This is a genomic window from Novosphingobium sp. GW835-FHT14H07 (assembly GCF_058793515.1).
On sequence record NZ_JBXAFX010000014.1, the window covers coordinates 79,506 to 98,799 of the forward strand.

The following is a 19,294-nucleotide window of genomic DNA, read 5'->3' on the forward strand; positions in this document are numbered from 1 at the left end:
AACCCTTTGCCGACATCTCTTCTTGAGCGCACCCTTAGCCCGGTGAGGATTGCGGGCAAGAGGTTTTGCGGCGGCTGTCTTAAGCGGTGAATGTTGCGATTCCGTTTGGCGCGAATGCAGGCTATGCCTTTTCCATGCTGACGTTGCCCAATCTGCTCACCCTGTCACGGATCGTTACGGTGCCCTTGCTGGCAGCGCTGCTTTGGTGGCCGGAATGGCACCTCGGTTATGGGCTCGCCTTTGGCGTCTATTGCCTGATGGGGATCACCGATTATTTCGATGGCTATCTTGCTCGCGCCCAGGGGACCGTCAGCAAGCTGGGCGTCTTCCTTGATCCGATAGCGGACAAGATCATGGTCGCTGCCGTTATCCTGGTGCTGACAGCGCAGGGCGTGCTGCGCGGACCGTACGTTGGCGACATGCACGTGATCGCCGGATTGGTGATTCTGCTGCGTGAGATCGCGGTGTCTGGTTTGCGGGAGTTTCTCGGGGGCCTGCGTGTCTCCGTGCCGGTCAGCCGCCTCGCCAAATGGAAGACGACGTTCCAGATGATCTCGCTCGGCGCGTTGATCCTCGGTCAGGCCCTGCCCGATTGGGTGCTGACAGCTGGAGGTTTGACGGTGAACGTCCCGCATACCGTTGGCCTCACCACGCTGTGGGGCGCAGCGGTGCTGACCGTGGTCACGGGCTGGGACTACTTGCGCGTCGGCCTCAAGCACATGGATTGAGCGCGCTTGCGGTTTTGGATAGCGGCAGTTAAATGAGCGCTACTGGATGTCCGGGGCGATGCAACCTCCCGGTCAGGCGTTCTGCCATGGCAGAAGCCCAAGCGTTGCCTGCACGGCCCGCTTTGCGGGCCGCAGGTAGTTGGGCTGATCATGAGTGAACGTACAGATTTGCTGAATAAACCCGATTTCTCCGAGCTGGTTCGCGTGGGCGCGCGGATCGGCTGCCTCAGTTTCGGCGGTCCGGCCGGACAGATCGCCCTGATGCATCGCGAACTGGTGGACGAACGCCGCTGGGTCAGCGAGGACCAGTTCCTGCACGCGCTGAATTTCTGCCATCTTCTGCCTGGCCCGGAAGCGCAGCAGCTGGCGACGTGGATCGGCTGGAAGCTGCACGGCAATCGCGGTGGGCTGGCCATGGGGCTGCTCTTCGTCCTGCCCGGGGCCGCGGTGATTCTCGCCCTGTCGATGCTCTATGCGGCCGCGGCAGGTCTTGGCTGGTTTTCCGCACTGTTTCTCGGCATCAAGGCGGCCGTTCTGGCGATTGTCGTGCAGGCGCTCCTGCGGATTGCCGGGCGGGCGCTTGGCACGCCGACCAAGAAGATCATAGCGCTCGCGGCCTTCATCGGGCTGGCGTTATTTGCCGTGCCGTTCCCTGCGGTCGTTCTCGGAGCAGGGGCACTCGGCATGGTGATCGCAGCGCGGCGACCCGACATGCTCGGGGTCAAGTCCAGCGCGCCGGTTGAAACCAGCGGGCCGCGACCCTGGGGTGCCACGATGCGCGCCATTGCCGTGGGCGCGATGATCTGGGTGTTGCCCCTGGCTCTGGTGCTGACAACTCTGGGCGCCGACCACGTGCTGTGGAAGATCGGCGTGTTCTTTTCCCAGCTGGCAGTCGTGACCTTCGGCGGGGCCTATGCCGTGCTTGCCTACATGGCGCAGCAGGCGGTCGACGGGTTCGGCTGGCTGCGGCCCGGTGAAATGGCCGATGGACTGGGCCTTGCCGAAACGACGCCCGGGCCGCTGATCATGGTTACGCAGTTCGTGGGCTACCTTGCCGCGTTTCGCGCGCCAGAGCCGTTCGGCCCCTACCTTGCCGGACTCCTCGGCGCAATCCTGACGACTTGGGTGACCTTCGTGCCTTGCTTCATGTGGATATTCGCGTTCAGCCCTTGGTTGGACCGGCTGGAGAATGCGCCGCGTCTGAAGGGTGGATTGGCGGCTATCACCGCGGCCGTGGTGGGCGTGATAGCGAACCTGACGCTGTGGTTTGCCCTGCACGTGCTGTTCGCGCGTCTTACGCCGACTAGCTTGGGGGCCATCACGCTGGATCTGCCCGACCTAGCTTCCCTTGACTGGAGAGTGCTGGTCATCGCGCTTGGAAGCGCGGTGATGATCTTTCGTCTGCGCCTGGGCATCATCACGACGCTTGGTGTCTGCGCGTTGGCGGGTCTCGTGCTAGCGGGAATTTAGAGCGCTCAACCCGCCCGGAGTTCCTGCGCCAGCATGTGGAACTCCTCGGCGCGGGGGCTGTTGCGGCGCCAGACCAACGCAATGTCGCGCCAGGCGTGGTCGGCCTTCAGCGGGCGGGCGACGATCTGGGTATCGTGCAGGATGCCCGCATCGATCGCCATCTGTGGCAGCATGGTGAGGCCAAGCCCGTTGTCGACCATCTGCACCAGCGTGTGGAGCGATGTGCCGATCATCGTGGCACTGGCGCGCATTTCGGGGCGGTTGCAGGCGGCCAGTGCGTGCTCTTTCAGGCAGTGGCCGTCTTCGAGCAGGAGTAGGCGGTTCTCGTCGATCAGGTCTGCGGTGATCGTTGCAGGCGGATCGCGCGGATCGTCCTTGGGGAAGGCCACCAGCAATTCGTCCTTGAACAGGACTTCGGTTTCGACTTCGCCAGTGGCGTAGGGGAGAGCCAGCAGCACGCAGTCAGCCCGGCCATGGTGGAGCGATTCGATTGCCGCGGCGCTCGGCTCCTCGCGCAGGAAGAGCTTGAGCTGCGGGCGCTCTTTGCGCAGGCGCGGCAGTATGCGCGGCAGCAGGAACGGCGCGATCGTCGGGATCACGCTCATGCGCAACTCGCCGGCCAGGGGCGCGCCGTGGCTCTGCACCAGTTCGGAAAGCTCCTCGGCCTCGCGCAGCAGACGATGCGCCTTGGCCACCACCTGATTTCCCAGCGGCGTGAAGCGGACCACGCGGCGAGTGCGTTCGACCAGCACGACGCCCAGCAGCGATTCCAGCTCGCGCAGACCGGCTGACAGCGTCGATTGCGAGACGAAGCACGAGTCCGCCGCACGCCCGAAATGCCCATGCTCGTGCAAGGCCACGAGGTACTGCAATTGCTTGAGCGTGGGCAGGTATGTGCTCATCTTGACCTATTCGTCCACGTGAACGACGACTTCGGGCTTGTCTGCGGAACCGCCGATATCGTCGATATGCGCCATCTTGAGCCGGCCGTTCACCACCGCGAACGCCAGCTTGCCCTCTACCAGTTCAAGGGCGTCGCGACCGAACTGCTCGAAGCGCCAGCCTTCGAGGATCGGCAGGTTCTTGCGCTGACCAGCTGCAAGCAGTTCGAGATCATCCGTCCGCGCGAGGAGGCGCGCAGCGATATCGATCTCGCGGCTGCGGATCTTGAGCAGGAGCTTGAGCAGATCGGCCACCAGCGCGCCTTCCTTGCCGAGCGGGGCGCCGCGGGGCGCCTTGGGCGGCATCTCGGCGTCGGTCAGGGGCTTGGCTTCGGCCAGCGTCTGCATCAGTCGGCGCCCGATGTCGTTATCCTTCCATCCCGTCGAGAGCCCGCGCACCTTGGCAAGGTCCTGCTGCTCCTTGGGCGGGTGGCTGGCTATATCCGCCAGCGTTTCATCCCGCATGATGCGGCCGCGCGGGATGTTCTTGTCCATCGCCTCGCGCTCGCGCCATGCAGCCAGCGCCTTGAGCCGACCAAGCACGGCCGGGTTGCGGCTGGGCGCGCGGATCTTCTGCCAGACGGTGTCCATGTCGGTCCGGTAATTCTCCGGATCGGCGAGCTTCTCCATCTCGATGTCGAGCCACTCGCCACGACCGGTCTTGATCAGGCGTTTGAGCAGCTTGGGGAAGATCTTGGACAGATGGGTGACGTCGCCGATGGCATATTCGATCTGTCGGTCGGTCAGCGGACGGCGCGACCAGTCGGTGAAGCGGGCGCCCTTGTCGATCGAGAAGCCGAGCCAGGATTCGACGAGGTTGGAATAGCCGATCTGTTCCGACTGGCTGACCGCCATCATTGCGATCTGCGTGTCGAAGATGGGATGAGGTGTCTTGCCGGTGAGGTTGTAGATGATCTCCACGTCCTGTCCGCCAGCGTGGAAGACCTTGAGCACATCCTCGTTGTCCACCAGCAGGTCGAGCAGCGGCGTCATGTCCAGCCCAGGCGCCAGCGGATCGATCGCTGCGGCTTCCTTGTCATCGGCGATCTGCACCAGGCACAGTTCCGGCCAGTAGGTGTTCTCGCGCATGAATTCGGTGTCGACCGTGATGAAATCGGCTTTTGCCAGACGCTCGCACAAGTCAGCCAGAGCGTCGGTCGTCGTGATCAGGGGATGTATCTTCATCGGTCTTTTCTGTATGGCGCGCCGGTAAGGGCGACCCGGTGGTGCTCCCGTCAGGGAGCGCGGCTTGACAAAAGCGCGGCCATCGCCTGTTAGCCGCCCATTCCCCCTGCCCGATTGCAGACCGATTGGAAAGAGTTTCGATGCACCTTTACCGTTCCCATACCTGCGGCGCCCTCACGCGCGGTGATGTCGGGCAGACCGTCCGCCTTTCGGGCTGGGTGCACCGCAAGCGCGATCACGGCGGCGTGCTGTTCGTCGACCTGCGCGACCACTATGGCATGACGCAGATCGTCGCCGATGCCGACAGTCCGGCACTGCCGATCCTGGAAGCGCTGCGCGTGGAATCGGTCGTCACCATCGACGGGGAGGTCAAGGCGCGCTCGGAAGGCACTATCAATGCCAACCTGCCGACCGGCGAGATCGAAGTCTTCGCGCGTGGTGCAACAGTGCTTTCCGCGGCCGAGGAATTGCCGATGCCGGTGGCTGGCGAGCAGGAGTACCCTGAAGACATTCGCTTGCGCTATCGCTTCCTCGACCTGCGCCGCGAGACGCTGCACGCAAACATCGTCACGCGCACCAAGGTCATCTCCGACATGCGCCGCCGCATGGAAGGCGCAGGGTTCACGGAATACTCGACGCCGATCCTCACCGCATCCTCGCCCGAAGGTGCGCGCGACTTCCTCGTGCCGAGCCGCATCCATCCCGGCAAGTTCTATGCACTGCCGCAGGCGCCGCAGCAGTACAAGCAGCTGCTGATGGTGGCGGGCTTCGACCGCTATTTCCAGATCGCCCCTTGCTTCCGCGACGAGGATCCGCGTGCCGACCGTCTGCCGGGCGAATTCTACCAGCTCGACCTCGAGATGAGCTTCGTGACCCAGGAAGAGGTCTGGGAGACGATGGAGCCGGTCATCGGCGGCGTATTCGAAGCATTTGCCAACGGACGCTCGGTGACGCCGACTGGCAGCTTTCCGCGCATTCCCTATGCCGAAGCGATGCTCAAGTACGGTTCGGACAAGCCGGATCTGCGCAACCCGATCATCATCTCGGATGTTTCGGAAGAATTCACCCAGTCGGGCTTTGGCCTGTTCGAGAAGATCGTCGGCACCGGTGGCGTCGTGCGTCTGATCCCGGCACCGGGCACGGCAGACAAGAGCCGCAAGTTCTTCGACGACATGAATGACTGGGCGCGGTCCGAAGGCCACGCAGGTCTGGGCTATGTCACTCGCAAGGGTGGCGAATTTGGCGGGCCGATCGCCAAGAACCACGGCGCCGACAAGATGGCCGCGCTGTTCGACAAGCTCGGTCTCGGCCCGGATGACGGCTGCTTCTTCGCTGCGGGCAAGGAGAGCCAGGCCGCCAAGCTTGCCGGTGCCGCCCGCACCCGCGTCGCCGATCAGCTTGGCTTGATCGACAAGGACCGGTTCGAGCTGTGCTGGATCGTCGACTTTCCGTTCTACGAGTGGGATGAGGAGAACAAGAAGGTCGAGTTCAGCCACAACCCGTTCTCGATGCCGCAGGGCGGGATCGAGGCGCTGAACACCCAGGACCCGCTGACGATCAACGCCTTCCAGTACGACCTCGTCTGCAACGGCTTCGAGATCGCCTCGGGTTCGATCCGCAACCAGTCGCCCGAAACGATGGTCAAGGCATTCGAGATCGTCGGTCTGTCCAAGGCTGACGTGGAAGAGCGCTTCGGCGGCCTCTATCGCGCCTTCCAGTATGGCGCGCCGCCGCATGGTGGCATGGCCGCTGGCGTCGATCGCATCGTCATGCTGATCTGCGGTGCGCAGAATCTGCGCGAGATCACGCTGTTCCCGATGAACCAGCGCGCCGAGGATCTGCTGATGGGTGCACCGTCTCCTGCCGCACTCAAGCAGCTGCGCGAGCTGAACATCCGCGTCGTCGAGCAGACAAAAGGCTGAGACGGACAGGGCGTGCGCTGAGGTGATCCACAGCGCGCCTCTTGCCAGCGCCCTTTGCGTTGATTAGGGCGAAGTCCGAAACAGATAACCAACCGCTTTCCTTCGAAGGGGCATTTCATGAGCGATACCGCCGACCGCGTTAAGAAGATCGTTGTCGAGCACCTCGGCGTCGAGGCTGACAAGGTCACCGAAGAAGCCAGCTTCATCGACGATCTGGGCGCTGACTCGCTCGACATCGTTGAGCTGGTGATGGCGTTCGAAGAAGAATTCGGCGTCGAGATCCCCGACGATGCGGCCGAGAAGATCTCGACTGTTTCGGACGCGATCAAGTACATCGACGAAAACAAGGGCTGATCGCCCACATCCCCCTATTGCCCTGAGCGTGTCGAAGGGCTGCCAAGGCACTCGATGTCGGGCAGGGGAGGACTTCGGCAGGCTCAGCCCTAATTCAGGGGCTGGGCCTGTTTGCTTATTTTCCGGAGATTTCAATGCGTCGTGTCGTCGTAACCGGACTTGGCCTCGTCACCCCGCTGGGCGCAGACGTGGATACCGTGTGGAAGAACCTGCTCGCCGGCAAGAGCGGCGCGGGCCTGATTACCAAGTTCGACACCAGCGACCAGAAGTGCAAGATCGCCTGCGAGGTAAAGCCTGCTGACCACGAATACGGCTTTGATGCCGGAAAGCGTGTCGATCACAAGATCCAGCGTCAGGTCGATCCATTCATCGTGTTCGGCATCGATGCCGCTGGACAGGCGCTCGAAGACGCCGGCCTTGCCGACATGGACGACGATCTCAAGATGCGCACCGGCTGCTCGATCGGTTCGGGCATCGGTGGCCTTCCGGGCATCGAAAGCGAATCGATTGTCCTGCACGAGAAGGGCCCGGGCCGCGTCTCTCCGCACTTCGTCCACGGCCGCCTGATCAACCTGATCTCCGGCCAGGTTTCGATCAAGTACGGCCTGATGGGTCCAAACCACGCTGTGGTCACTGCCTGCTCGACCGGCGCGCACTCGATCGGCGATGCCGCGCGCATGATCAAGGACGGCGATGCCGACGTGATGCTGGCAGGTGGTGCGGAAAGCACCATCAACCCCTTGGGCGTGGCCGGATTCGCGCAGGCCCGCGCACTGAACTGCAGCTACAACGACCGTCCCGAAGAGGCGAGCCGTCCTTACGACAAGGACCGCGATGGCTTCGTGATGGGGGAAGGCGCAGGCGTTGTCGTGCTCGAGGAATACGAGCATGCCAAGGCGCGTGGGGCGAAGATCTACGCCGAAGTCGTCGGTTACGGCCTCTCTGGCGACGCCTACCACGTCACTGCGCCCCACCCTGAAGGCAAGGGCGCCGAACTCGCCATGCGCATGGCGATGCGCAAGGCGGGTATGGAGCCGGGCGACATTGATTACGTCAACGCTCACGGCACTTCGACCATGGCCGACACGATCGAACTGGCTGCGGTCAAGCGCGTGCTCGGCGATGATCTTTCGGGCGCTTCGATGAGCAGCACCAAGTCGGCCATCGGCCACCTGCTTGGCGGTGCCGGCGCGGTCGAGACGATATTCTGCATCCTCGCCATCCGCGACCAGATCGTTCCGCCGACGCTTAACCTGCACAACCCCGACGAAGGCACCGAGGGCGTAGACCTTGTCCCGCTCAAGGCACGCCAGCGCAAGGTGCGTGCGGCACTGAACAATTCGTTCGGTTTTGGCGGCACCAATGCCAGCGTGATCGTCAAGGCGATCGAAGACTAAGGACGCAAGCGATGGCCCGCCGTCGTCCATCCCGGCTGCCGTTGCTTGCGGCAGCCGTCATCTTGCTTTCTCTCGCCGGCTGGCTCGTGGGTGGCTGGTACGCTTCCGGCCCCCTTGAGCAGCAGATCGAATTTGATGTTGGCGAAGGCGAGGGCCTGAGTGCTCTGGCTGACGATCTGCAAGGGCAGGGTGCGATCGGCTCGGCCACACTGTTCAAGCTGCGGGCGAAGCTGCTTGGCGGAGGCACCGACATCAAGGCAGGCTCGTTCCTGATTCCCAGACGGGCCAGCGAAGCGACCGTTCTTGAAATCCTGAAGGGTGACAAGGTCATCCGCCGCCTGATTACCGTTCCCGAGGGCATGCCGTCTATCCTCGTCGCCGAGCGCCTGTCGGCCAACAAGGATCTGACTGGCGAGATCTCCGCTCCCGAGGAAGGCTCCGTCCTGCCGGACAGCTACGACTGGCAGAAGGGCGAACCACGTGCCGCAGTGCTCAAACGCATGCAGGCAGCAATGGACAAGACGCTGGCCGAGCTTTGGGCCAAGCGCAGCCCTCGCACCGTCGCCAAGACGCCACAGGAGGCTCTGATCCTCGCCTCCATCGTCGAAAAGGAAACCGGCAAGCCCGAGGAGCGCCGCATGGTGGCCGGGCTTTACTCCAATCGCTTGCGCAAGGGCATGCTGCTGCAGGCCGATCCGACGATCATCTACCCTATCACCAAGGGCAAGCCGCTCGGGCGGCGCATTCGCCAGTCCGAAATCCAGGCCGTGAACGGATACAACACCTACACGATGGTTGGACTGCCGAAAGGCCCGATCACCAATCCGGGCCGCGACTCGATTGCCGCGGTGCTTGATCCTGCCGAAACGGAAGCATTATTCATGGTTGCCGATGGGACCGGTGGCCACGTCTTCGCAGACACCTTGCAACAGCATAACGCTAATGTTGCCAAATGGTTCGCGCTGCGCAAGGCGCGCGGCGACCTGTGACCTGGAACCGATTCGGCAGGATTTCCGATAAGCGCAGGTTCTTCCATTATTAAGTAACATCGCTTAAACCTCTGCCCCGGAGGCACGGGAGGAGCTTGCTTCTCCAGTATCCAGGGAACATTCCGGCTGTGCCGGGCAGCGGACGCGTGCCGCCGTCTCGACTTTGCCGAATGTTCCCACTTCTCCATTTCTCTTGAAAACGCTGTGAATGCTGCTCAGGCAGATGCGGTGGTATCGCATCCTTCCCGAACAGCGCCGCTGGTGGTGACGGCTAGCCTTCCGCCAGAATTGCAGGCCCGGCTTGATCGTCTGCGCCGCGCCCACTTCCCCGCGGAGCGCAACTGGATCTCGGCCCATGTCACGCTGTTCCATTCGCTGCCCCCGCAGGTTGAGGCGGAGGCGCGCGATCTGCTGTCTCGGATGGCGAGCGCCACGCCCCCGGTCGATGCGCAGTTGCGGCGCGTCATGGATCTTGGCACGGGCACCGCGTTCCTGATCGAAAGTCCTGCAATGATCGCCCTGCGCGATTCTATTGCCGAGCACTTTCAGGGAATGCTGACGGTGCAGGACAGCCATCGCCCCCGTCTCCACGTGACCATACAGAACAAGGTCTCGCAAGGCGAAGCGCGTGCATTGCAAGAACTGCTGGCGCGCAATTTCGAGCCTTCCCGCTTTGCCTTTGCCGGGCTGGCGCTGCACCGCTATCTGGGCGGACCATGGGAAGCGATCGGACGCTGGCCGTTTCGTGCGGCCCTTCAGCACAAGCCACGCAGGATAAGGACAGTCACATGACCGCGCCAGACTGGTTCGACAAGGGCCGGAAGCATGTGTGGCTCCCGTACACCCAGATGCAGACTGCCAGAGCTCCCCTGCCGGTGGCATCTGCGGCCGGTACTCGGCTTCGTCTCTCCGACGGAAGGGAGCTGATAGACGGCATTTCCAGCTGGTGGGCCTGTGTTCATGGCTACCGCCACCCGCATATCGAGGCTGCGGTACGTCGCCAGCTTGAGACGTTGCCCCATGTCATGCTTGGCGGTCTGGCCCATGAGCAGGCCTATACCTTGGCACAACGGCTCGCTGCATTGCTGCCCGGCGATCTGGACCACGTCTTTTTCAGCGACTCCGGTTCGGTCGCCGTCGAAGTCGCAATGAAAATGGCTTCGCAATATTGGCTCAATCGCGGACGGCGCCGAGTGAAGTTCCTCTGCTTCAAGGGCGGCTATCACGGCGATACCTTCGCAACGATGAGCGTTTGCGATCCCGACGAAGGCATGCACAGCCTGTTCAAGGGCGCATTGCTTGAACAGATCGTGGTCAACCTCCCCACGAATGCTGCGCAAGAGGCTGCGCTCGGCGAACTGCTGGAGCAGCATGGCAAGGATCTTGCCGGCATTGTTGTCGAGCCCTTGGTACAGGGTGCGGGCGGCATGGTCTTTCACGATCCGTTTACATTGCAGGCTCTTCGGCGCCTTGCAGATACCCACGAACTCCTGCTGATCTTCGACGAGATTTTCGTGGGGCTTGGACGGCTTGGCGACGCGATGTTTGCCTGTGAGATCGCGGGCGTGCAGCCGGACATTGTCACGTTGTCCAAAGCCTTGACCGGCGGGACACTGCCACTTGCCGCCACGATCGCCAGTCGCCGTATCCACGAAGGCTTCCTGTCCGACGATCCGATGCATGCTTTGATGCATGGGCCGACCTATATGGGCAATGCCCTGGGTTGTGCAGCGGCCAATGCTTCGCTTGATCTTTTCGAACAGGAACCGCGTCTTGCCCAGGCCCGCGCAATCGGTCGTCAGCTTCAGGCGTTGCTCGAACCTGCCCGGGAATTGCCTGGGGTGAGGGACGTGCGCGTGCGCGGTGCGATCGGCGTGATCCAGCTGGATGGTCCTGCGCCCGCCGACCGCCTTTCCGAAAGCTGCATCGCAAGTGGTGTCTGGCTTCGCCCGTTCCGAGATATCCTGTACACCACGCCCCCGCTTGTCGCCCAAGAGGAGGATGTTGCGCACATCGCAAATGCCATGGTTGCGGCTGTCAGCGAATGGAGCGCCGACCGGGCAACGTGAATCGCTCCGGCGCGAGGCGAAAAAGGGTTGCCTAGCACCCGGGTGCTGGCTAAACGGCGCCCCTGCCCAAGAGGCACGCCGCTTTAGCTCAGTTGGTAGAGCACATCATTCGTAATGATGGGGTCACGTGTTCGAGTCACGTAAGCGGCACCATTTCCTTCATCGCTAACAACCGCTGAAGGTTGAAAAATCCCGGAAATCTACCATTCTTAGCGCTGGCCCACCGCCAGTGTTCACCTCTGTGCGCCGATATCCGGCATGCTTTGGGGGCCTGTCTGGGGGCCTTTTGAAAGCCCCAATTTAAGAGGCCCCCAAATGTCCCTTTCCGACTCCGGCGTCCGCGCCTTGAAGCCCCGAGACAAGGCCTACAAGGTCTCCGACGAGAAGGGGCTTTATCTGCTGATCACGCCGGCGGGGGGCAAGCTGTGGAAAGTGAAATTCCGCAATGCGCTGGGGGCCGAAAAGAAGCTGTCACTGGGGGCCTATCCCGACCTGAGCCTCAAGGAGGCGCGGGAGATGCGCGACAAGGCAAGGTCGAGCCTCGCAAAAGGCGAAGACCCAGCTGAAAAGAAGCAGCTGGACAAGCGCGTTGCACGTATCAACGCGGACAACACATTCGCTTCAATTGCACGTGCCTGTATCGAGAAGAACAAGCGCGACGGAAAGGCAGAGGCAACCGTACGAAAGCGGGAGTGGTTTCTGTCATTGGTGGAGAAACCCCTCGGCAAGCGACCAATCGTCGACATAAAACCCGGCGAAATCCTTGATTCGGTTCGGCCCTACGAAGCTGCGCGCAACGATGAGAAGGCGCACAGGACGCTGCAGTTCATCGGTCAGGTCTTCCGGTTCGCAGTGGCCAATCAACTGGTCGATCGTGACCCGACGCGCGATTTGCGGGGAGCGCTTTCCAGTCGAAAGCCCAAGCACTTCGCGGCAATTCTCGAACCGAAACAGGTCGGCGAACTGCTCCGCGCGATCGATGGCTATGAAGGCTATCCGACAACCAAGTATGCGCTCCAGTTCTCTCCCCTTGTGTTTGTCCGTCCGGGCGAACTTCGCCACGCAGAGTGGAGCGAAATCGATCTGACCGAGGCAGTCTGGCGCATCCCTGCCGAGAAGATGAAGGGCAGGATCGAACACGTCGTGCCATTGTCCCGGCAAGCGATTTCTGTGTTGAAGGAAGCTGGCGCATTCACAGGCGATGGAAAGTACGTCTTCCCCTCGATCCGGACCCCTCGAGCACCGATGTCAGAGAACACGGTCAATGCGGCGCTGCGACGGCTGGGCTATACCGGCAACGAGATGACCGCCCACGGCTTCCGGGCGATGGCGAGCACGTTGCTGAACGAATCGGGGAAGTGGACGCCTGATGCAATCGAGCGGGCTCTTGCTCACAAGGATCGCGACCAGGTTCGTGCCGCATATCACAGGGGCGCGCATTGGTCAGAGCGCGTGGAGATGGCGCAGTGGTGGGCCGATTACCTTGACACGCTCAAGAACGGGCAAACCTGATATTCCGGTAGGTGCGAAGGCGCTTCTGGGCGCTCGTTTCGCTTTATCAGGTCTGTTCAGCATCACTCTCACGGATCCGGGGAAACCGACTGCACCAGTGCAATCAGCACCTCGGCAAAGGCGGTTTCCACTGTCTCGGCCTCGCACTGAAGCCGCTCAGCAGCCTGACTGATCGACAGGTTCTCGAACCGCATGAGTTGGAAGACCTGCTGGTGAAACGCCGGCAGGGCGTCGATCGCCGATTGCATCGCCCTGCGGCGGTGGCGGGTCGTCCAGCGTGAACAAGGAGAAAGACGGCGCAGGAAACGGGGCAGTGAGCACGACATGGGAAGCCTCCAGCCGTCTACTTGTCTGCCATGATGGCAAGGGCAGCGACGCAAAGCCGTCCCGCCTGGTCGCAAAGGTCGGTCTGCACCCGCAGGGCCGCAACGCCAGTGTAGGACCCGGCGCAGCCGGGTTGCAGCGCTGACCGAACCGGGCAAGACCGGCTGGGCGCTGCGCTTGCCAGAATTGGCAAGGCTCAGAGGCAGATCAGGGAGACAGCTTCCAAGCAGCTGCAGCTTCGTTTCCTGCGTCGTCAGGGCCAGCCTAGCTGTCGGAGAGGACGCAGCCAGACGTCAGGTGCCCCAATGGCTCCGCCGCCACCGCCTTGAACTGCCGTGGTAGGGCTCGCAAGCGACCCGTCGCCGTCTCCATCGAGGCCTTCGCGATAGCCCGGCTCACCCAGATAGATTGGCGCAGTCCCCGCAGCGCGGGCGGCGTCGCAATTCGGCCAGTAGTCGCCTTGCTGCGGTGCGCGCTCGCGGGCCAAGCCAAGACCGACAGCGGCGGTGTCAAGCTTGGCCATGATCTGTTCTGTGCCCCCAGGCGTCACTGCGACGCTTGCCGTGCCAACGAGTAAGCCGAATACAGCCGCAATTCCCGTCCAGCGCAGTACGCGGGCGCGATTTCGAATTGGCCGCGGCGCCTGGTAGACGCGACGCGGTTTTCCCGGACGATTTCGCCGAGGTCTGAACTGGTGGATATCAGCCATCTCTGAAGAATAAGGCCTTGATCGTAAACGGCGCGTAAGCGGAAGAAGCTTCTCCAAGGGCCTCAGCTGATTTCAAGCCCGCACCGGGGTGGCTGCGGGTGGGCTGGAATGCGGCAGCCCGGAACGGGCGCGCCACAATTGACGGGCTTGCACGGTCAGAACGCGAATGCGCCCTGACCGGTCGACGAGACAAAGGTCGAGGCATCGCCTGCGGCAAAACGCTCGCGCCCAGCTTCTGTCCATTGCAGGAACCCGGCGCGGTCGTGGGCGAACCAGCCGCTTTCGATACCGTGGATCAGGGCCCACGCAACGGGGTTGGCGCGGAGTGCGGGATGGTTGATCGGCCAGTGTGCGGCACCATTGCCGGGCTGGCACGGCGATGGCTTTGAGAACGCCAGCAATCCGCACCGCCCTGCAGGCTCGGGCGCATCGATCGCCGCCATGATCGCACGGGCTTCGCTCACAGAAAGATAGCCCTGCCGCCTGCCATCGTGGGCCGAATAGGACAGGCCATAGGCCACAGCGCGTGCGATTTCCTCTTCGGTGGTAAAGCATCGCGTTTCGAGAAGCGCACGCCATTGCCCGGCACTGACCAGATCGACGGCATGCCACCACAGGCCACTGCGCGCATTGCTCACACCATAGGCGTTCGGGGCGCCATCGGGATCAAGCACAGTGCCCAGCACCTCCTCGACGTGGCGCACAAAGGGGTGATCGGCCAGAAGCGGATGCATCAGACCGATGCGTCGCGGCGCTTCATCAAGTCCTGCACTGACCTCGATCGGAAACCGAAAGAGCCGCGAGGGCAGGGACCATGGATGGGAGAGAGGAAAGTCGCGGGGCACAGACAGGGTGCGGTTGAGGTCGAGCAGGTATGTGGAGGCGGCAAGGCCGCGCTCCACGATCAGGGTCGCAAGATCGTCCATCAGGCTGCCTCCTGCTGAACAGCGGGCTTTGCCAGCGTGTGGAGATAGGCAACGGCACGCTCGGCATGTGCTGCGGCCTGTACGATCGCGCGGCGGTCGTTCTTCAGGACCTGCACCCAGCTTCCAATGTAAGCAGCGTGATCGGCGCGCGGTTCAAGCGCCAGACCAAGGTCGGCGGCGAGGAAGGCTGATCCGAGTTCGGCTACATATCCTGACAGTCCAGCCCAAAATGGCGGTTGGAAGGTGAAAACCATCGGTTGCCTCCAGCACTGCCCAAAAGCCCCATGGCCTCCCCCGAGGCGGGGGTGGGCGGCGAGAGCGACCGGAGAGGCCTGCTGAAGCGGCGGGCTGCACCCGCAGGGGCGAAATGAAATGGAGCAGCCCGGCGAAGCCGAGGCTTGCAGCGCGCCGCGGCGGGCCTAGCAGGGAGCGCCGACCACTCCCGCATCGAGGGAGAGGCCAAAAAATCGGAGCCGCCGCGCAAGCGGCGTCCGCTTAATGGCGGGCGACAGCCCGCATCGACATGCATCGCGAAGCGGCCGATCGCGCGAGGGATCGGCCGCCATGGCAGTGGCGCTCGTGCGTTAAGTCAGCATGTAGCCGACGTCGGAGGCGCCGGTCGGATAGGCGAACATGGTGGAGCGAAGATCGGCCGCGGTGAGGCCGTGGCGGATTGCCAGACCGAAAACGTTGATTACCTCGTCGGCGTTCGGCCCCACGAGATGCGCGCCGAGGATGAGGTCCGTGTCCTCGTCGATCAGCAGCTTATGGCCGTAGACCGGCTCGGCGAGGCGGCGGGCGGTGAACCAGTCTGGCGTCGAGGCTGCGTTGACCCGGAGCGCGACGCCGCCGCGGCGCGCCGCCTCCTCTGACAGTCCGACGGCGGCGATCGGCGGCAGAGTGAAGGCCACGCTCGGCACGCCGCGATAGTCCGGCTGGTGCGTCGGGCCATCCAGGAGGTTGGCGGCAACTACCTTGGCATCGTGGCTGGACACCGGCGTCAGCCGCGGCCCGACTCCGGCAGCGTCGCCGGCGGCATAGACCCGCGGGTTGGAAATGCTCCGCAGATGCGCGTCGAGCTGCAGGCGCCCGTCCTGCACCGCCACCTCGCCGGCGGACAGGTCGAGCGCCTTGAGGTCAGGACCGCGCCCGGCGGCATGAACGACGAGATCGGCGGCGACGCTGAGATCAGGCTCGCCCTGGCGCTCGGCGTGGACCAGCAGACCGCTCCCGCTGCGCTCGACCCGGGTAACGGTGGCACCGGTCTCGACGCGGATGCCGAGCGCCTCGAACCGGGGCGTCAGCCAGCCCACCAGGTCGGGATCGAAGTGCGGCAGGAGCCGCTCGGCCCGCTGTAGGATGGTGACCTCTGCGCCCGCTCGGGCCGCCAGATGCGAGAACTCCGCAGCGACATAGCCGCCGCCGATCAGCACGATCCGGCGCGGCAGGGCCTGAAGCTCCAGGAACGCATCGCTTGTGCTCACCAGATCTTCGCCCGGAATGCCGAGCGGGACTGGACGCGCGCCGCTGGCGATCAGGATATGGCGGGCCCGCAATGTCCGGCCTTCCACCACGATCGTGTCTGGGCCGGCAAAGCGAGCAACACCGTGTAATGCGTCGACACCGAGCTCGGCGTAGCGGTGCGCCTGCTTGGCGGGGATCGGATCGGTGAAGGTCCGCTTGAACGCCATCAGGTCGGGCCAGTCGATCGCCAGCGTGCCGTCGACGCCATGTCTGGCCATGCGCCTTGCCGCGTCGATCGCTTCCTCGCCGCTGACCAGCATCCTCTTGGGATCGCAGCCACGCAGCGCACAGGTGCCGCCGAACGGACGGTGATCGATGACGGCGACGGACCATCCAGCGGCACGGACCCGGCCGACCGCGACCTGCGCTGCCGTGCCACTGCCGATGACGATCAGGTCGTAGGAAGCCATGGTCGCATCTCCATCCGCATCGGCGCAAAAATCGCGCGCCCAACCTCGAGCGCTTCGGCCAGGCACAGACGAATGCCGTCATCGGCTCCGACCGGACCGCTCGCGCACCAGGCCGCCAGATGATCGTCATCGCAGAAGAAGGCCTGCAAGGTGCAGAGCGACGATGCCGCGCAGCCACTGGCATAGCGACGGCCGGACCAGACGACGATCGCGCCCGGCTCAACCTCTTCCAGCTCGCGGCCGCGGCTGGGGGTATGGATGGCGAGCGTGCGCCGGCACTGGCGGCAGGCCGAGCGGATCATGCAGTCCCGCTCCAGCATGGCGCCGATCCCCAACGCGTCGATGGCGCACATGGCGCTCATGGTCACTCCGCTGACTTCGACTTGATGTTCGCTGGGGCCGTCGGTGAACGGATAGGCGCCGGTCACCCGGCCCGCGCCGTCGAGGACCACGAGATCGCGCCCGGCGAGCCGCTGCAGGGCCGAGCCGACCTCGCCGGAGGGGAGTCCCGATGCGGCGGCGATCTGTGCCGGCACCGGCGAGCGACCATCGGCAGCATAGGCTTGAAGCACGGCGCGCCGGACCCGCTCCTCGACGCCGTCCATCCCGCGCCACTTCGAACCGATGAACGCCGCGAACAGTGCCGTCAGGGCTGCGCGGGCGCTGGGTGTTGTGACTGCGCTCCAGTCCGGGACAACGGCACCGCCGGGAATGTAACCGTCGATCCAAAGGCGGCTTCAGCGGATGATGCGCGCGCCATCGCCCGCCCTCCTCAGCCGCAGCACGCCTTGCCGCCGCTCTCCTGGATCGGCGGACAGGGCACGTCGCCGTAGGAGCAATAGACGCAGCAATCGCCCGGCTTGGGCTTGAGGACCGCGCCGCAACCCCGGCAGTCGTAGAAATACTGGCAGGCATTGGTCGGCATGGTCTCCGTCGCCCGATGACCGCAGTGGGGACAGGTCAGCGTCGAGCGCAGCTCGGGGGTGGCATCAGACATAGCGATAGCCTGCCCAGAGCAGGGCCGCACCGAGCAGCAATCCGATGAGCGTGAGAACACGCATCCAGCGCGGCGTGCATATGCCGCCCGGCCCACAGCGCGCCGCCGTAACTTGCTGGCGCAACAGCAGCGCCGCGCCGGCAAGCAGGCACAATGCGCCAATGAGGAGAAGCGGCGTGCGATACGGCGCGGCGACAATGGCCACGCCGCCGAGCCAAGCTGCGCCGATCCCGGCGGATGCGAAGAGGATCGGCAGCGCACAGCAGGCGGCGACGCCGAACGCCGCAGCGATCCCCGCCAGCGTGAGCGTGGCGGTGCCGATCCCCTTAGGCGGGCTTGGCGTCTGGGTCACGGGCGACTCCTTGTGGCGGGCATTGAGCTGTCCTAACATCTGTAGCGACTACAGACTCAAGAGGTATTTTGGGGATGGCCGCAACCGGCGCGATCCAGATCGGCGAACTCTCACGCCGCACCGGATGCAACATCGAGACGATCCGCTATTACGAGCGGATCGGGCTGCTGCCCGCTCCGCCGCGGCGGGGCCGCTACCGCAGCTATGGCCGGGAGGACGTGGCTCGCCTGGGCTTCGTGCGCCGCGCGAGGGAGCTGGGCTTTACCCTGGACGAGGTACGCGCCTTGCTCGGACTCGCGGTTGGCGGTCAGGCCTCCTGCGCCGAGTGTCCGTCGTCGAGACATTTGGCACAGATCGGGGCGTGGATTAGCGGAGAGCGAGCCTCGTCTGGGGGTTGATGTTAGGCGGCGAGCTTGCGGTGAAGCAAGCGGCGATATTCGATGGTTTTTTGCTTGATGGTTTCGCGACGCTTGATGATAGCGGGAGCCCTGCCGAAGTAGGCGTCAGCGGGCGTCACGTTGTTCAGGCTCTCGTGGTAGCGCTGGTGATTGTAGTGCTCCACGAACGCTTCGATCTGGGCTTCGAGGTCGCCGGGCAGGAAGTAATGTTCCAACAGGATGCGATTCTTCAAGGTCTGGTGCCAGCGCTCGATCTTGCCCTGCGTTTGCGGATGCAACGGGGCGCCACGGACGTGACTCATCTGCTGGGCCTCGATGTACTCGGCGAGTTCGCCCGCGATGTAACTGGGGCCGTTGTCGGATAGTAGCCGGGGCTTGTGCAGGACCGTGGCGCTGTCGCAGCCCGATGCCTTGAGGGCCAAGTCCAGCGTGTCAGTGACGTCCTCGGCGCGCATGTTGGTGCACAGTTTCCAGGCAATGATGTAGCGCGAGTAGTCGTCGAGCACGGTCGACAGGTACATCCAGCCCCACCCGATGATCTTGAAGTAGGTGAAGTCGGTTTGCCACATCTCATTCGGCCGGGTGGTCTTCGTGTGGAACTGGTCAGCGGCCTTGATCACGGTATAGGCTGGACTGGTGATCAGGTCATGGGCCTTCAACAGGCGGTAAACCGTGGCTTCCGACACGAAATAGCGCTTCTCGTCGGTGAAGCGCACCGCCAGTTCGCGAGGGGAAAGCTCGGTCGCCTCGAGCGCCATCTCGACGATCTGCGCGCGGATATCCTCGGTGATGCGGTTCCACACCCGGCTCGGCGCCGAGGGGCGATCCTCCAGGGCTTCAGGACCGCCCTCAAGGAAGCGGTCATACCAGCGGTAGAACGTCCGGCGAGGAATACCCAGCTTGTCCAGAGTGTGCTTGGCCGGCAGGTGCGACTGCTCGACGATCCTGATAATCTCCAGCTTTTCTGCGGCGGGGTACCTCATTCGTCGTCGCCCCCATCCGCGATCATGCTTTATGGGATGGCCCGCCCCTTTTCCCCGGCATCGGATATGATGCTGGTGCTTGAAGAGGAAAGGAGCGGACCGAT

Annotated in this window: 20 protein-coding genes, 1 tRNA gene and 2 pseudogenes; 12 read left to right on the forward strand and 11 right to left on the reverse strand. The window is 63.6% G+C overall.

All coding sequences use genetic code 11. The features are described from left to right. The first annotated feature begins 134 nt into the window (after positions 1 to 134). Positions 135 to 728, forward strand: coding sequence for a CDP-diacylglycerol--glycerol-3-phosphate 3-phosphatidyltransferase (gene pgsA / locus AC1Q5P_RS14005; protein ID WP_193827009.1), 594 nt, complete (start codon positions 135 to 137; stop codon positions 726 to 728). Between the two features lie 150 nt (positions 729 to 878). After that, positions 879 to 2,198, forward strand: coding sequence for a chromate efflux transporter (gene chrA, locus AC1Q5P_RS14010; protein WP_492519241.1), 1,320 nt, complete (start codon positions 879 to 881; stop codon positions 2,196 to 2,198). Positions 2,199 to 2,203: 5 nt separating this feature from the next. Here chrA and AC1Q5P_RS14015 read toward each other — a convergent pair whose 3' ends face one another. Next, on the reverse strand, positions 2,204 to 3,100 hold the full coding sequence (locus tag AC1Q5P_RS14015) for a hydrogen peroxide-inducible genes activator (RefSeq protein ID WP_039334235.1): 897 nt from the start codon (positions 3,098 to 3,100) through the stop codon (positions 2,204 to 2,206). Between the two features lie 6 nt (positions 3,101 to 3,106). Then, positions 3,107 to 4,324, reverse strand: a complete 1,218-nt coding sequence (gene rnd / locus AC1Q5P_RS14020; RefSeq protein WP_492476721.1) for a ribonuclease D — start codon at positions 4,322 to 4,324, stop codon at positions 3,107 to 3,109. A 140-nt stretch (positions 4,325 to 4,464) separates the two neighbouring features. On the opposite strand from rnd, the gene aspS reads away from it, so the two are divergent. The 8 genes from aspS (at position 4,465) to AC1Q5P_RS14060 (ending at position 12,567) form a co-directional block, all read left to right on the forward strand. Beyond that, entirely contained in the window at positions 4,465 to 6,246 is a 1,782-nt protein-coding gene (aspS, locus tag AC1Q5P_RS14025) for an aspartate--tRNA ligase (protein WP_039334231.1), read from the forward strand. Positions 6,247 to 6,363: 117 nt separating this feature from the next. Then, a complete protein-coding gene (locus AC1Q5P_RS14030; RefSeq protein ID WP_011444997.1) occupies positions 6,364 to 6,600 on the forward strand; it encodes an acyl carrier protein in 237 nt (78 codons plus the stop codon). A 134-nt stretch (positions 6,601 to 6,734) separates the two neighbouring features. Continuing rightward, positions 6,735 to 7,997 (forward strand): beta-ketoacyl-ACP synthase II, encoded by a 1,263-nt coding sequence (gene fabF, locus AC1Q5P_RS14035; protein WP_062347628.1) that lies wholly within the window; start codon positions 6,735 to 6,737, stop codon positions 7,995 to 7,997. An 11-nt stretch (positions 7,998 to 8,008) separates the two neighbouring features. Further along, a complete protein-coding gene (gene mltG / locus AC1Q5P_RS14040) occupies positions 8,009 to 8,986 on the forward strand; it encodes an endolytic transglycosylase MltG (protein WP_492519242.1) in 978 nt (325 codons plus the stop codon). 228 nt (positions 8,987 to 9,214) lie between these two features. Continuing rightward, positions 9,215 to 9,778: a 2'-5' RNA ligase family protein gene (locus tag AC1Q5P_RS14045; RefSeq protein ID WP_492519243.1), complete on the forward strand. Its 564-nt coding sequence runs from the start codon at positions 9,215 to 9,217 to the stop codon at positions 9,776 to 9,778. Continuing rightward, positions 9,775 to 11,055 (forward strand): adenosylmethionine--8-amino-7-oxononanoate transaminase, encoded by a 1,281-nt coding sequence (locus AC1Q5P_RS14050; RefSeq protein ID WP_193827005.1) that lies wholly within the window; start codon positions 9,775 to 9,777, stop codon positions 11,053 to 11,055. Before AC1Q5P_RS14045 ends, AC1Q5P_RS14050 begins: the two co-directional genes overlap by 4 nt. Positions 11,056 to 11,132: 77 nt before the next feature. Continuing rightward, positions 11,133 to 11,208: transfer RNA gene (locus AC1Q5P_RS14055), tRNA-Thr, on the forward strand. A 162-nt stretch (positions 11,209 to 11,370) separates the two neighbouring features. Then, on the forward strand, positions 11,371 to 12,567 hold the full coding sequence (locus AC1Q5P_RS14060; protein ID WP_492519244.1) for a tyrosine-type recombinase/integrase: 1,197 nt from the start codon (positions 11,371 to 11,373) through the stop codon (positions 12,565 to 12,567). 68 nt (positions 12,568 to 12,635) lie between these two features. Here the strand turns inward: AC1Q5P_RS14060 and AC1Q5P_RS14065 are convergent, their stop codons facing one another. Further along, positions 12,636 to 12,815 (reverse strand): sigma factor-like helix-turn-helix DNA-binding protein, encoded by a 180-nt coding sequence (locus AC1Q5P_RS14065; RefSeq protein ID WP_492519245.1) that lies wholly within the window; start codon positions 12,813 to 12,815, stop codon positions 12,636 to 12,638. Positions 12,816 to 12,844: 29 nt separating this feature from the next. Between AC1Q5P_RS14065 and AC1Q5P_RS14070 the strand changes: the two genes are divergently transcribed. Continuing rightward, positions 12,845 to 13,036 carry a hypothetical protein gene (locus tag AC1Q5P_RS14070; protein ID WP_492519246.1) on the forward strand — a complete coding sequence of 64 codons (192 nt, stop codon included), beginning with the start codon at positions 12,845 to 12,847 and terminating at the stop codon, positions 13,034 to 13,036. A gap of 108 nt (positions 13,037 to 13,144) precedes the next feature. Here AC1Q5P_RS14070 and AC1Q5P_RS14075 read toward each other — a convergent pair whose 3' ends face one another. The 7 genes from AC1Q5P_RS14075 to AC1Q5P_RS14105 all read right to left on the reverse strand — a co-directional run bounded on the left by AC1Q5P_RS14075 (position 13,145) and on the right by AC1Q5P_RS14105 (position 17,809). Beyond that, complete coding sequence (locus AC1Q5P_RS14075) at positions 13,145 to 13,414, reverse strand: excalibur calcium-binding domain-containing protein (RefSeq protein ID WP_492519247.1); 270 nt, start codon at positions 13,412 to 13,414, stop codon at positions 13,145 to 13,147. A 341-nt stretch (positions 13,415 to 13,755) separates the two neighbouring features. Beyond that, a complete protein-coding gene (locus AC1Q5P_RS14080; protein ID WP_492519248.1) occupies positions 13,756 to 14,526 on the reverse strand; it encodes a hypothetical protein in 771 nt (256 codons plus the stop codon). After that, positions 14,526 to 14,780, reverse strand: coding sequence for a zincin-like metallopeptidase domain-containing protein (locus AC1Q5P_RS14085; RefSeq protein ID WP_492519249.1), 255 nt, complete (start codon positions 14,778 to 14,780; stop codon positions 14,526 to 14,528). Before AC1Q5P_RS14085 ends, AC1Q5P_RS14080 begins: the two co-directional genes overlap by 1 nt. Positions 14,781 to 15,110: 330 nt before the next feature. Continuing rightward, entirely contained in the window at positions 15,111 to 16,460 is a 1,350-nt protein-coding gene (locus AC1Q5P_RS14090) for a dihydrolipoyl dehydrogenase family protein (protein WP_016744716.1), read from the reverse strand. Continuing rightward, positions 16,442 to 17,065 carry an alkylmercury lyase family protein gene (locus AC1Q5P_RS14095; protein WP_016744717.1) on the reverse strand — a complete coding sequence of 208 codons (624 nt, stop codon included), beginning with the start codon at positions 17,063 to 17,065 and terminating at the stop codon, positions 16,442 to 16,444. The genes AC1Q5P_RS14090 and AC1Q5P_RS14095 overlap by 19 nt, the downstream gene beginning before the upstream one ends. A 167-nt stretch (positions 17,066 to 17,232) precedes the next feature. After that, entirely contained in the window at positions 17,233 to 17,457 is a 225-nt protein-coding gene (locus tag AC1Q5P_RS14100; protein WP_021224337.1) for a GDCCVxC domain-containing (seleno)protein, read from the reverse strand. Next, positions 17,450 to 17,809, reverse strand: coding sequence for a hypothetical protein (locus AC1Q5P_RS14105; RefSeq protein WP_021224336.1), 360 nt, complete (start codon positions 17,807 to 17,809; stop codon positions 17,450 to 17,452). The genes AC1Q5P_RS14100 and AC1Q5P_RS14105 overlap by 8 nt, the downstream gene beginning before the upstream one ends. A 74-nt stretch (positions 17,810 to 17,883) precedes the next feature. On the opposite strand from AC1Q5P_RS14105, the pseudogene AC1Q5P_RS14110 reads away from it, so the two are divergent. Further along, positions 17,884 to 18,162: pseudogene (locus AC1Q5P_RS14110) on the forward strand (MerR family transcriptional regulator); the annotation flags it as partial. A gap of 47 nt (positions 18,163 to 18,209) precedes the next feature. Here the strand turns inward: AC1Q5P_RS14110 and AC1Q5P_RS14115 are convergent. Beyond that, a pseudogene (locus tag AC1Q5P_RS14115) lies at positions 18,210 to 19,220 on the reverse strand (IS3 family transposase); the annotation flags it as partial. Positions 19,221 to 19,294 lie beyond the last annotated feature (74 nt).